The sequence below is a fragment of the Paenibacillus sp. FSL E2-0201 genome (assembly GCF_037963325.1).
Lineage (GTDB): Bacteria > Bacillota > Bacilli > Paenibacillales > Paenibacillaceae > Paenibacillus_AQ.
Map to the genome: position 1 here is coordinate 5591784 of NZ_CP150154.1, position 12417 is coordinate 5604200.

Here is a 12417-nt window from a genome sequence, read left to right on the forward strand (position 1 = left end):
CATGAATAAGCAAAACAGATTTACCGATTTACCAGCTAGTGCAGAGGGTGCCCCTCTCAATGAAGAATCCAAGAGCAATCCTATATTAGATAAAAAACTAAGCCGCCGCGATATGCTGCGGCTTACTGGCGCCACTAGTCTCGGTCTACTATTAGGTGGTGGAGGTGTTGGCGGAATTATGGCTGCGCATAATGCCGTAGCTGAGCCAACAGTTGCCTCTGATGGTGATTCCATTCCTTTTTACGGGAGTCATCAGGCCGGCATTCTAACCCCTTCACAGAACTTTATTTACTTCGCAGCCTTTGATCTCACCACAACAAAGCTATCCGATGTTAAAAAGCTAATGCAGGCATGGACAACTGCCGCAGCTTCTCTTACTACCGGCAGCCTCATAGGCGATGTCAATGATAATCCTAATCTCCCACCCTCCGATACAGGTGAAGTAGATGGTTTAAACCCTTCACGCTGTACGCTTACCTTTGGTGTCGGACCTTCTTTTTTTGACAGCAGATTCGGCTTATCTTCCAAGCGTCCAACCCTATTAGCCGATCTTCCGGCATTTACGGGAGACAACCTGGATCCAAAGTGGTGTGGTGGAGATATTTGTGTCCAAGCATGCGCTGATGATCTGCAGGTAGCCTTCCATGCCATCCGAAATCTGGCACGTATCGCTCGCGGCACAGCTGTACTCCGCTGGACTCAGGAAGGCTTCCAGCGCACAGGCACAGCCGACCCTAAAGGAACGACGCCGCGTAATCTTCTGGGATTCAAAGACGGTACGGGAAATCCAGATACTAAGAATGAAGCAGAAATGAACGAAGTGGTCTGGAACAGCAGCAGTGACGGTCCTTCATGGATGAGCGGCGGCACTTATATGGCAGTTCGCCGTGTACGTTTCCGAATTGAGGTCTGGGATCGTTCTTCTTTAAGCGATCAAGAAGCCACCTTTGGCCGTTATCGCCATAACGGAGCACCTATCGGTGCAAAGGATGAATTCGATGATTTGAATCTTAAAGCGGCGGATGCATCCGGGAAACCTGTCATCCCGCCGGATTCACATTCTGCTTTAGCGCATGGTGACGGTACAGTCAAGATGCTGCGCCGCTCCTACTCCATTTCCAGCGGATTAGATGCCGCAACAGGTCAGCTCGATGCAGGATTATTATTCATTAGTTTTCAACGGGATTTAATGAAGCAATTTGTTGCGATCCAGCAGCGTCTCTCCAAGAGTGATCGGCTAAATGAATATATGACGCACACCGGCAGCGCAGTGTTTGCCTGCTTCCCAGGTATCCGCAAAGGCGGCTACATCGGGGAAGCACTTCTAGGCTAAGCCAGCCCCTAAGTTTCTCAATCGAATGTTCCTGTCCATTATTGAAAGGGGATTATCCCGATGTACTCTCTTAATAAACGGCTGCTATCGAAGGCAGCCGTACTGATTCTGTTTAGCATCGTATGTATACTGATGCTATCTAACCCGGCGGCGGGGGCGGAGGGTGATGGCTCGGTCGACGAGCTGCTGCCGCCAGTCGGCAGCGCGCTCGTCGAAGCCGGCCAGAGCCGCTGGGACGCGGCCGCCGCCGATGTAGAAGCGTTCGCTGCGCTGTGGCGCACCGCGAACGCAAACACGCCGGACCCGGCACTCGCCGGTCCGGCTGCCGCCGTTGACGCCGCGCTTGCAGACGCGGCGGCGGCCCTTGCGGCGGGCGATGGTGCGCCCACCAAAACCGCACTGTCCACGCTTGCAAGAAGCGTGGACGCGTATGTCACCGCCGCCTCCGGCACGGACGGCGGTGACACTGGAGCCGCCGGTCGGGAGACGGCGGCGAAGCTGTTGCCCGCGGCAGAGCGCACGCGGGATGCGGTGCGCAGCGCCGACTGGAGCGCGGCAGCGGCAGCGTACCGCGACATCGTCAGCGGATGGAAGCCGGCAGAGCGCAACATCCGGGCCGACAATTCCGCCGTCTACAGCTTGCTGGAGACGAAGATAAGCCTGCTGCGCATCGCGCTGCAGGCAGAGCCGCTCCGCGAGGAGTCGGCGAAATCAGAAGCCGAGGCCTTGTATCAGCTCCTTGCCGATTACAGTGAAGGCAAAGCAATAGATGCTGGGGATACTTCCAGCAAACCAGCATCTATTGAAGGACTGATCAGCCACCTCAATAAAGCTTCTTCCACCGCAAAAGCAGGCAATAGCGCAGAAGCGGCTAATATCATGGAGCAATTCATCGTAGATTGGCCCTCTGCTGAAGGACAAGTGCAGATCGCTTCTCCAGCGGTCTATACCAATATCGAGAACGAAAGCGCAGCGGTCACCGGCTATCTGCTTTCTAATCCGCCTAAACTAGATCAGGCTTTGAAGATCATGGATAATATGGTCTCTGAGTTGACTCCCTTGGCAGGTGAAACAACCTATAATGCTTGGGATGCTGCACTTATTCTTCTTCGTGAAGGACTAGAGGCAATCCTCGTATTATCTGCCCTTCTTGCTTACCTGAAGCGCAATGGAAATGCCAAAGCACAAAAATGGATTTGGTCTGGCGCAGCTGTAGGACTTGTAGCGAGTATCGGATTAGCGGTTCTACTCACCTATACCATTTCCCGCGCTGCATCCGGTGGAGCACGTGAGATGATTGAGGGCATCACGGGTCTTGTTGCCGTCATTATGATGCTTACCATTGGACGCTGGTTGCATAGTAAATCAAATACTGCGAATTGGAACAACTATGTTGGTCGACAGGTGGATGGAGCGTTAGCCAAGGGTAATCTATGGTCATTGTCCTCCGTAGCAGCGCTCGCGATTTTACGTGAAGGTGCAGAAACCACTATTTTTTATGTAGGGATGGCGCCTTCCATTAAACTGTCTCAGTTGCTGCTAGGAATCGGAAGTGCTCTAGTGATTCTAGGGATTGTAGGATACGCGATTATTGCCTTAAGTGCAAAATTGCCAATTGCCGCCTTCTTCCGTACAGCTACACTTCTTATTTACTATTTAGTGTTCCGCTTTCTTGGAGAAAGCATTCACTCCCTTCAAGTCGCTGGGAAACTTCCCGCACATGTACAGGATGGGTTGCCTTCTATAAGCTGGCTCGGGATGTATCCGACTTGGGAAACTTTAGTGCCTCAACTGCTTGTCCTTGCGTTTATTGTGTGGGATATGTTGCGCAATAGAGCACCAAGAGCTTCACGAACGGCATAGCATAGCCATAAGAAAAACGGTTGTCATCCTTTAACGATGACAACCGTTTTTCTTAGCATTTAAAAGAAGCTGATCCGATGGCCATTACATTTAGAAATGAGGCTAGATTTACCGGTCCGTCACGCCCGTTAGGTTACGCCGGTTTAGTCCGGTAATCCCTTGCAAATACAGTCTAATTTATGAAATGGATTCCATAGCAAGCTTTTTTATTTGGGAGGTAATTTACGGACGATATGATAGAATAAAAAGACTATACACTATACACAAGCACCAAAAGGAGGCTGTTGTTCTCGAATGGCTAATATTAAAGAAATCGCCCGTATGGCTGGTGTTTCCGTGACAACGGTCTCGCGAGTACTTAATAATCATCCTTATGTAAGTGAAGCCAAAAGAACCGCAGTCCTAAATACGATTGAAAAGTTAAATTACTCACGTAATATGAACGCCGTTCATCTGATTACCGGTCGTACGCAAGCCATTGCAGTTATTATTCCTTACATAAACTTATTTTATTTCTCTGTGATCATCGAAGGACTAGCCCAAGAGGCACTTTTAGCACAATACCGACTAATTTTATGCCAGACCGATTACCAACCTGATGAAGAAATAAAAGTACTGGAGATGCTACGCAATAAAGAAATTGACGGCGTGGTTATTGTCTCTACAAGCATGAGCTCAGAAGTTATTGAAGAATATACAGCATATGGTCCCATCGTGGTCTGCCAAGATAGAGGGAATTGCCAGTTCTCTTCCGTTTATATTGAGCACTATTCCGCTTTTCGAAGCGGTCTTCAATACTTGAATGATAAAGGATACCGCAGGATCGGTTACTGTGAAGGCAGACAACATGGCAGCAGCAGCTCTATCCGGCAAATCGCCTTCCGGGACTTTCTAGACACAACTGGTCAGCCTTATCCTGAAGAGTGGATGATATACGACTGTGTAACGGAAGAGGATGGGGTTCGTGTGCTTCACCATCTGCTCCAAATGAAGGAACGGCCTGACGCGCTAATTATATCTGGCGATCATGTTGCGGCTGGTCTAATCATCGAAGCCTGGAAGAATGGTATTCGAATTCCTGAGGATTTGGCCGTCATTGGATTTGACAACCAGCCTATCGGCCGAACGCTGGGTCTGACCACCATAGATAACCAATTGTCCGAAATGGGTACGACAGCTTTTCGGATCATTTATGATCAGATTCAGAATAATGATAGGCTTCCGGTCCACTATAAGCTTGAATATCGCATTATTGAACGTTCAACGGTATAGCTCAATTCAGGCGCTGTTCAAAAACGGTCCACTTCGCAGTCATCTGCAAGTGGGCCGTTTTGATTTAAATCTATGAGTTTATGCGTGATTGCATAATATCCTTTTTGTATTCATTTTTACCCCTTGCATCCGGATAGATTTTGTTTTATTCTGAATATGAAAATAATTTTCTTATTTTTATAAATAATTTTAAAAATAATTTCAATGGGCTACATTAGAAGTCGAGGTGAATGGATGTCCCCAATTTTATATGCACTTGAGCATGAAAAGTCCAAGCTCTCTCAAATGGAGCGGAAGCTGGCGGAACGGATCCTGTCATCACCAGGTGAAATTGTTCATATGGGCATCACAGAACTCGCAGAACAATGCGGTATTAGTCCTGCTACGATTACACGTTTTTGTAAGGTTCTGCATTTCAAGGGTTTTCCAGATTTCAAAGTAAAGCTGGCTGCTGAGATTGCTCATAGCGATGCAGCTCCTCAGGATGGCGGTTCTTCTTATCAAGATATTGTTGCAGGTAATCCACTCTCCGTTATTGTGGAAGCAATGCAAATGAACCATCTGACATCCATTCGAGATACAACTTCACTTCTGGATCTGGAACGACTACAGGAAGCCGTTAATTTATTATGCCAAGCACGGCGAGTGGATCTATATGGAATGGCTACCTCCTCCATTGTCGCTCAGGATTTCTATCAAAAGTTGATCCGTATTGGCGTGAATTGTACTGCTTTCGCCGATTCCCATATGCAGATCACCTCTGCCTCATCGCTATCTGAAGGTGATGTCGTGTTCGCAGTATCGTATTCCGGAGAAACCCCAGAGACCATTGATGCTTTAACATGTGCCAAAGCCAGTGGAGCAAGCACTATTGCTCTAACCTCTTACGGCAGCAGTACCTTGGCCACTCTAGCTGATATCCCACTGTTCTCCTCCTCCTTGGAAAAAGGAATGCGACGAGGCGATATGGCTTCACGTATTGCCCAGTTACACATCATTGATATTTTGTTTACTGGAATGGTCAGCACCCGTTTTGGGGATTTTATTCCTAGACTGGAGCAATCTTATTTGAATGTCCAACATTACCGAAACAAACGAGGAGGTCAATCTTAATGAATATTCTTAAGTTCAATAGTGATGAGGATTTCGTACAAACTGGTGCGAATCTTATCGCCAGTCTGCTTCAAAGCAATCCTAAAGCGGTGCTCGGTCTTGCGACTGGAAGTTCCCCAGTGGGTGTTTATGCTAAATTGGTTGAAATGAACCAAAAAGGGCTTGTAAGCTTCTCGAAAGCCACTTCTTTCAATCTTGATGAGTATATCGGATTGCCTGTCGATCACCCGCAGAGCTATCGCAGCTTCATGAATGAGCAATTATTCAATCATATTGATATTGATCCCGCACAGACACATATCCCTAACGGCAACGCAGCAGATATGGAAGCGGAATGCCTCGCTTACGACAAAATGCTGGAAGAATACGGACCGGTTGACTTGCAGATTCTCGGGATTGGAAGCAACGGCCATATCGGATTCAATGAACCAGATGCTAATCTGAGCAGCAAAACCCATGTCGTTGATTTGCTTGAAGACACACGGGAAGCTAATGCTAGATTCTTCGACTCTTTGGACGATGTACCACGGCAAGCGATAACTATGGGCATCGGCGGCATTCTGAAAGCACGCCAAATTCTTCTGCTAGTACGCGGTGCTGGCAAAGCTGAAGCTATCCGTAATGCCGTTGAAGGTCCGATAACTACCCAATGCCCTGCATCTCTACTGCAGAGCCATCCGAATGTTATCGTCCTTGTAGATGAAGGAGCAGGAAAATGGCTGAAATAAATAAAGAACAAGGTAAATTACTGTTTGGTAAGGTGCTGACTCCCCAAGGATTAATTGAGCGTGGCGTAATTGCCGTATCGAGTGAGCAAATTCATTACGCCGGTGAGGCAACATGGCTTCCAGAAGTTTACGCGCACTGGCCAGCTGATGGTCAAACATCAGAAGACCTGCTCATCCCTGGATTCGTAGATGTTCATGTACATGGTGGGGCTGGCCACGACTTTATGTATAGTGATGCTGAATCTTTAAATGCCATCACTAAATTTCACAGCTCCCAAGGAACTACTACCATGCTAGCTACGACTATGACGGCTTCCAAGCCAGCTATTGACCAAGTATTTACTGAAATAAATGCATATCGCGCCACTGAGATGCCATACACACAAATCGCAGGTATGCATTTGGAAGGGCCGTTCATCAGCCCGAAATGGTCCGGTGCTCAGAATCCTGAGCATATTGTTCTGGCTAATATTGAGTGGCTGGAACAATGGGAGAACGACTATCCGGGCATGATCCGGCAAGTCACATTGGCTCCGGAACGCGAAGGTGCATTAGAGGCTATCCTATGGCTGCGTAAGCATGGGATTACCGCCGCGCTCGGTCATACGGATGCATCCTTTGAAGAGGTCATTGCTGCGGCAGATGCCGGATTAAATCAAGCCGTGCATATGTTTAATGCGATGACACCGCTACATCACCGCAAGCCTGGTGCTGCTGGTGCTGTAATGTTCGATAAACGCATACGTGCAGAGATCATCGCCGATGGCATACATGTTCATCCTGCAGCCATTTCTCTAGTGGCTAATCTAAAAAAAGATAACAATTTGTTATTAATTACAGATGCTATGTCTGCTACTGGACTTAGCGATGGTGAATATACGATCGGTGATTTACCTGTACTGGTTCAAGATGGCATTGCCACACTTAAAGATAACCCTGCTGCTTTGGCGGGCAGTACACTTACCATGATCCGCGGCTTCCGTTATCTCATACAAGAAGTAGGGCTCAGCCTAGAAGAAGCCTCCCGCGCTGCAAGCCTTACTCCGGCAATATCCATTGGAATGGAACGCTCCATCGGTACCTTAGAACCCGGAAAACGCGGTGATATTCTGCGACTTGATGCTGAATTCAATCTGCAAAGTGTATGGATTGGCGGGCGCCAAATTACCGTCCAATAAGAATGATGTATAATAAAAAAGCAACAATTCTCGCCATAAAGGTGAGGACTGTTGCTTTTTTATTTAAAAATCAAACTATTTATTAATAATTACGAGTCGGGAAAATTCGCTCAACCATCGTTCTGAATTCATCCACAAAACCTTTGATCGGATGACCCGCACGAGCCTCTTCTGCGTAGACATTGACACGATCTACAAAGTCTGGATTTGCTGATACGTATACATCCTTAATGGTTGCATCATGTTTTTTAATTTCAGCAGCGATTTTCGCTTTAATTTCTTTTGTAACTGTATCTGCTGCTTTTGTATGAATAGTGTTATTTGTGTTGTTCGTGTGAGTCGAATGAGTACTGTTCATGTGGGTAGAATTACTTCTGTAATTCGTACCATGGGTACTATTAGTGTAGTTTGGAGTGGTGCTGCGAATGCCCATTCCAGTTCCCAAGCCATCCGTCATCCCGGTGCTGTTTCTAGTTCCCATACCCATTCCGTTACCAATGCCCATCCCCATATTGACATTATGTTTCGAACCGTTGCTGTTCAGCAGAGGCCCATTATTATAAGTATGGGTTCTAGTTCCGGTCGTCCCTGTTCCTGTCCCCAAACTTCCCATTCCGGTTGTTCCATTTCTGTGAGTGCCCACACCTGTCGTCCCCGTACCCAGAGTCCCCATGCCAAGTGTTCCGTTTCTGGTTGCAGGTCCAGTACTTGTTGTACCAGGAACTGTATTCACAGTACCTCTTAGGGTTCCGTTCGTCCCATTCGTTACCGCCCCTGTATCATTCATTCCATCGCGTCCTATTTTCACTCTTCCAGTACCCGACATGACCCCTGTCGGTCCATAATTGTGAGGTACTGTAGACGATTTTGCTCGATAGGATGTAGTTCCTTTAGCCCGCAGACCAGTAGTTGTATCATGTAACGTTACGGCGACATACGCATTCTTACCTGCAAGCATTACGTTCGCTGTGCGAACTTCAGGCATAGCAGCAATACGATCAGCGAGCTCCTGACTGACCTCCATTTTAGTAATATTATGCGTCCCCATCGTTCCTCCGCGTACGGAGTTTACACCGATACGTCCGTCATTTACCCCCCGGACACTATTAGTTTGCACATTAGTCTTCTCTGCCGTATTCGTCCCACACCCTGTAATACTCACCAAGCCTAGAAGTAATGCGGCTGAGACTGACATGCTGATCTTGGATCGCATCATGAATTCATCCTCCATCTCTATTGTTGTATGTGTGCAGCATAACAGTCGTTAGGATGACCTTCCGGCGAACAAGCTATCCTGAAAGGATTTGGAACTGTGCCCGTTTGACCGTCACCTGCCAATGCATATCGGCGTATCTTATAAACAGTAAGCCGTATTTCAACGAGTCGGTAGTGCTCCGCAAAAGTTAGGAGGCGCGTGCATGAAAGTTTTATTCACGTTTTATGTACCGAGTGGCGGGGTGGAGACTTTAAATAAGCTGCGGTGTGAAAGTCTCCAGCGTGATGGGATCGAATGTCATGTTTTATATCTAATGCCTGGTTCAGGAAGCCAGAATAAGGCTAACTTTCCGGTGTTTATTTCCTCTATAGATGAGGAGATTAAAGAAGTACTTGAGACCCATAACTATGATGCCATTATTGTTACATCGGATTATTTATTGCTGAAGCGTCTGCGTGAGCTTGGTTACAGCGGTATTTTGATATACGAATCCCAAGGACTTGGAAAACGTAGTCATGCAAAAGAACTAATCAAAGACGCTGTCCCATATTTCCGCTCCTATTGTAATGCTGTCCTAATTCCACCAACGGATCATTTACTGGAGCTGTTTATTGAAATCTGTCCATGGCTACATCGATATGTCATTCCCAATATTGTTGATGTCCAGTCCTTTCAGCACATCCCTGCCGAGCCTCCGGCTGATCCGGTCATCGCTTGGGTCGGGCGTCTGGAAAGCAATAAAAATTGGCGCGAATATTTGAGAATTGCCCATCAACTTCGCCTTCACAAACCAAACCTTCATTTATGGATGTTTCATGACCCTGAATTAGCCACAGAGGATCAAAAGCAGCCCTTCCAAGAAGAATTGCAAAACTTAGGTCTGAACGACCGTCTAAGTACCTTCACCAATATTCCTAACCATGTAATGCCGATTTATTATTCCTCCATAGCTAATTCTGGAGGGTTTCTGTTATCCACTTCTATTACAGAGGGTTTTGGATATGCTGTTGCAGAAGCCATTTGCTGCACTTGTCCTGTACTTAGTACGGATTCTGACGGTGTTAGATCTTTTATTGTGCATAATATCTCAGGCAAATTTTATCCTCTTGGCAACATCGAAACGGCGGTCAAGGAAGGGTTAGAGCTAATGAACAATATGCCACTGCGAAATGCACTCCGCCAGCAAGGAAGGAATTATATGGTTACACGTTACGGTACGGAAAAATATGCGCAGTCATTTCGTGAAATGATGAACTCCTTTGCCATCTTCTAACTTCTAACTGCAAAAGAACCTTCAAACCACTTTATTTGTGGATTTGAAGGTTCTTTTATAATTGTGGGACATACTAAGATGGATTTCTTGATACAATCTCAAACAACACATTTTGAAATATTTGTGTGCTTTTTTCCCAAGTGAAATTCTGTGAAACCTGTTCACCCTTACGAGCTAATCGTTGGCGTAAAGCCGGATCTCTGATTAAGGTTATAATATCATCTGCGAGCCTATTCTGAAATCGGTAGGACATTAAGCAGTTATGGCCATGCGTGCAATATTCCATATTCCCACCTGAGTAAACCGTAACGAGCGCTGCACCACAACGCATAGCCTCAATCCCTGGCAACGAACCTGTATCATACGTACTCGAACTCACAAAAATGTCGCTCTCACTATAATGGAAACAGAGTTCTGTATCATCCGCTGGAGTCCTTATTTGGTAACGTTCATCGTTCACCAGAGTTTGCAGCGTTGCAGATTCCGCTTGTTCTCCGGGAGGAGAAATCAAATACAGTTCAACCTCCGGGTGGTAGGCTTTAACCTTGTTTAATTGCTGAAGTAAATAATCCTGCTCACGGTGAGCTGAGAATCCACCCTCTGGCTTGCGCATAATCGCAGAAACTACCAGCCTTTTTTTAGGATCACGGACTTGCATATTTTTAAAAACGGGACCTACTCCGATCGGTACAATTCTCCCTTTAATGCCATGATTCATTTGGACAATTCCTTGTTGCCAGCGTGATAGAACGAGTAGGTTAGTCGCAATATTATATGATGAAAAAGAACGGCTATTGTCAGGTAAAAAGGCCGGCTCATAACAAAGCGCCAATCGAACATGAACACCTTTACCCTCTTCACTTGCCCGCTGCGATACTTCAACTGTGGTATAGAAGTTGGAAATAATCACATCTCCTACAGGAAAATCGCTTGCTGCCAGTTCACCTTCTTTTGCATAGAGCAGTTCACATTCCGTCTCGTATTCTACAACACCATCGCTGGGTAAAAGAATCGTTACTTCATGACCAATCTCTGTCAAACGATTGGCCAATTCCGCTAGCATACGCTGGGCCCCGCCCCTGGTAAGAGTTAGAACAGGAAATATTAACTTCATCTCCCTCTCTCCTTTTGCAACAACCGCGATAGAACCCTGTGATGTTTTGCTTGTACTTGTTCAATCTCCTTTTTCTGCTCCTCTTTGTGAATGACTGAGCCCATCTCATTATGAACTCGGTAATCAAGCAGCGGTTCCTCTATTTAAGACCATGTATAATACGGTAAAATACGCAGCCAAAGATCATAATCTTGTGTATATAATAATCTCTCATTAAATTTCCCAACTGCGCGGAAGATACCCATATGAAGAAGGACCGTACTTCCATTCACCGGGCAGCCTAACATCATGGTCTCAATAAACTTTGCCCTGCTGTCAAAAATCATACTTATCGTCTCGGAAATCCGCTCACCCTGCTCGTTTATATAATAATAGGCTGTATAATTAAACGAAGTACCTGTCCTCTTGAGCATTTGCATCTGGTGTTTGATTTTATTCGGATGAAATAAATCATCAGCGCTCAGCCAGGCAAAATAAGTTCCGGTAGCCGCATCTATTCCTTTATTTAACGCGGAGGCGGTTCCTCCATTGTTTTTTCGTATATAAACAATCTTATCCCTGAAAGGTTCAAGCTTCTCCATCCAAAGCGTAGACCCATCATCAATTACAATGATCTCTATGTTCGAATAGCTTTGTTCCAAAACGCTTTGGATGGCGAGATCCACATATGGACAGTTATAAAAAGGAATGACCACCGACACTTTAGGTTCTTCACTCATGCGCTCACCTCCTTCACCTGAAGCTCGGCCTTTATACTGTTTTGCAAGCCAATAAGGCATCTACCGGAGCATGACCTTCACCAAACGCCTCACGAAACGATGGGTTTTGAGCATGATGAAAACCTTTAAGTACTGTTACAGCATACCCCAGCTCTATAAAGTCCTCTGGCTCCCATCCGCTCCGGTGCTTTTGATAATATTCTCCTTGCAAGTGATAATGATCCATTCCCTCCTGCGGAAAAAAACCCCGAGGTGTAAATACGACTACACGATTATAGGCGATTCTCTCTGCCATCCCGAGTAATCTTTGTCCTTCCTTCCTTTCAAAGTGTTCAATTGAATCGATAAAAGTGACCGCTGAGAACGTCTTTGGAAGGAATAATTTATCCATATGACAAGCATCCCCGTGCACAGGAATAATATGAGGTGCTTTATATTCACGATGCAGCAGGTAAGGTCTGTGAATTTCTAGTCCAAGGACTACTGCGGCTTCATACCGTTCAAGCAGGGTACCGGTGCCACTGCCGATATCCAGTATACTTTCACAGAATTTTAACTGCTCCAATAAGATTGGTAGAAAGTCATTCACTTCAATTTCCCGGTACATA

General features: G+C 46.2%; 11 protein-coding genes. 7 read left to right on the forward strand and 4 right to left on the reverse strand.

Translation table 11 applies throughout. The annotated features are described in order from the left end of the window. Window position 1: 1 nt before the first annotated feature. The 6 genes from efeB (at window position 2) to nagA (ending at window position 7487) form a co-directional block, all read left to right on the forward strand. Complete coding sequence (efeB, locus tag NSU15_RS25170) at window positions 2–1333, forward strand: iron uptake transporter deferrochelatase/peroxidase subunit (protein ID WP_339287955.1); 1332 nt, start codon at window positions 2–4, stop codon at window positions 1331–1333. A gap of 60 nt (window positions 1334–1393) precedes the next feature. After that, window positions 1394–3196 carry an FTR1 family protein gene (locus tag NSU15_RS25175; protein ID WP_339287956.1) on the forward strand — a complete coding sequence of 601 codons (1803 nt, stop codon included), beginning with the start codon at window positions 1394–1396 and terminating at the stop codon, window positions 3194–3196. 294 nt (window positions 3197–3490) lie between these two features. Then, window positions 3491–4468 carry a LacI family DNA-binding transcriptional regulator gene (locus NSU15_RS25180; protein WP_042130831.1) on the forward strand — a complete coding sequence of 326 codons (978 nt, stop codon included), beginning with the start codon at window positions 3491–3493 and terminating at the stop codon, window positions 4466–4468. Between the two features lie 234 nt (window positions 4469–4702). Further along, complete coding sequence (locus tag NSU15_RS25185) at window positions 4703–5581, forward strand: MurR/RpiR family transcriptional regulator (protein ID WP_042130832.1); 879 nt, start codon at window positions 4703–4705, stop codon at window positions 5579–5581. Further along, window positions 5581–6309 carry a glucosamine-6-phosphate deaminase gene (gene nagB, locus NSU15_RS25190; RefSeq protein ID WP_042130833.1) on the forward strand — a complete coding sequence of 243 codons (729 nt, stop codon included), beginning with the start codon at window positions 5581–5583 and terminating at the stop codon, window positions 6307–6309. Before NSU15_RS25185 ends, nagB begins: the two co-directional genes overlap by 1 nt. Then, window positions 6297–7487 carry an N-acetylglucosamine-6-phosphate deacetylase gene (nagA, locus tag NSU15_RS25195; protein WP_339287959.1) on the forward strand — a complete coding sequence of 397 codons (1191 nt, stop codon included), beginning with the start codon at window positions 6297–6299 and terminating at the stop codon, window positions 7485–7487. The genes nagB and nagA overlap by 13 nt, the downstream gene beginning before the upstream one ends. A gap of 82 nt (window positions 7488–7569) precedes the next feature. Here nagA and NSU15_RS25200 read toward each other — a convergent pair whose 3' ends face one another. Next, a complete protein-coding gene (locus NSU15_RS25200; protein ID WP_339287961.1) occupies window positions 7570–8703 on the reverse strand; it encodes a YhcN/YlaJ family sporulation lipoprotein in 1134 nt (377 codons plus the stop codon). Between the two features lie 202 nt (window positions 8704–8905). Here NSU15_RS25200 and NSU15_RS25205 point away from each other — a divergent pair, with 202 nt between their 5' ends. After that, entirely contained in the window at window positions 8906–9976 is a 1071-nt protein-coding gene (locus NSU15_RS25205; RefSeq protein ID WP_339287962.1) for a glycosyltransferase family 4 protein, read from the forward strand. A 73-nt stretch (window positions 9977–10049) separates the two neighbouring features. Here the strand turns inward: NSU15_RS25205 and NSU15_RS25210 are convergent, their stop codons facing one another. The 3 genes from NSU15_RS25210 to NSU15_RS25220 all read right to left on the reverse strand — a co-directional run bounded on the left by NSU15_RS25210 (window position 10050) and on the right by NSU15_RS25220 (window position 12416). Further along, a complete protein-coding gene (locus tag NSU15_RS25210; protein ID WP_339287964.1) occupies window positions 10050–11090 on the reverse strand; it encodes a glycosyltransferase family 4 protein in 1041 nt (346 codons plus the stop codon). Window positions 11091–11233: 143 nt separating this feature from the next. Then, a complete protein-coding gene (locus NSU15_RS25215; RefSeq protein ID WP_339287965.1) occupies window positions 11234–11809 on the reverse strand; it encodes a glycosyltransferase in 576 nt (191 codons plus the stop codon). 31 nt (window positions 11810–11840) lie between these two features. Beyond that, on the reverse strand, window positions 11841–12416 hold the full coding sequence (locus NSU15_RS25220; protein WP_076119472.1) for a class I SAM-dependent methyltransferase: 576 nt from the start codon (window positions 12414–12416) through the stop codon (window positions 11841–11843). Between the last annotated feature and the right edge of the window lies 1 nt (window position 12417).

Bases quoted from the DNA above. Each gene is read 5' to 3' on its own strand.
- NSU15_RS25220 (WP_076119472.1), bottom strand. From the start codon at position 12,416: ATGTACCGGGAAATTGAAGTGAATGACTTTCTACCAATCTTATTGGAG.
- nagB (WP_042130833.1), top strand. From the start codon at position 5,581: ATGAATATTCTTAAGTTCAATAGTGATGAGGATTTCGTACAAACTGGT.
- NSU15_RS25180 (WP_042130831.1), top strand. From the start codon at position 3,491: ATGGCTAATATTAAAGAAATCGCCCGTATGGCTGGTGTTTCCGTGACA.
- NSU15_RS25215 (WP_339287965.1), bottom strand. From the start codon at position 11,809: ATGAGTGAAGAACCTAAAGTGTCGGTGGTCATTCCTTTTTATAACTGT.
- NSU15_RS25205 (WP_339287962.1), top strand. From the start codon at position 8,906: ATGAAAGTTTTATTCACGTTTTATGTACCGAGTGGCGGGGTGGAGACT.
- NSU15_RS25175 (WP_339287956.1), top strand. From the start codon at position 1,394: ATGTACTCTCTTAATAAACGGCTGCTATCGAAGGCAGCCGTACTGATT.
- efeB (WP_339287955.1), top strand. From the start codon at position 2: ATGAATAAGCAAAACAGATTTACCGATTTACCAGCTAGTGCAGAGGGT.
- NSU15_RS25210 (WP_339287964.1), bottom strand. From the start codon at position 11,090: ATGAAGTTAATATTTCCTGTTCTAACTCTTACCAGGGGCGGGGCCCAG.
- nagA (WP_339287959.1), top strand. From the start codon at position 6,297: ATGGCTGAAATAAATAAAGAACAAGGTAAATTACTGTTTGGTAAGGTG.
- NSU15_RS25185 (WP_042130832.1), top strand. From the start codon at position 4,703: ATGTCCCCAATTTTATATGCACTTGAGCATGAAAAGTCCAAGCTCTCT.
- NSU15_RS25200 (WP_339287961.1), bottom strand. From the start codon at position 8,703: ATGATGCGATCCAAGATCAGCATGTCAGTCTCAGCCGCATTACTTCTA.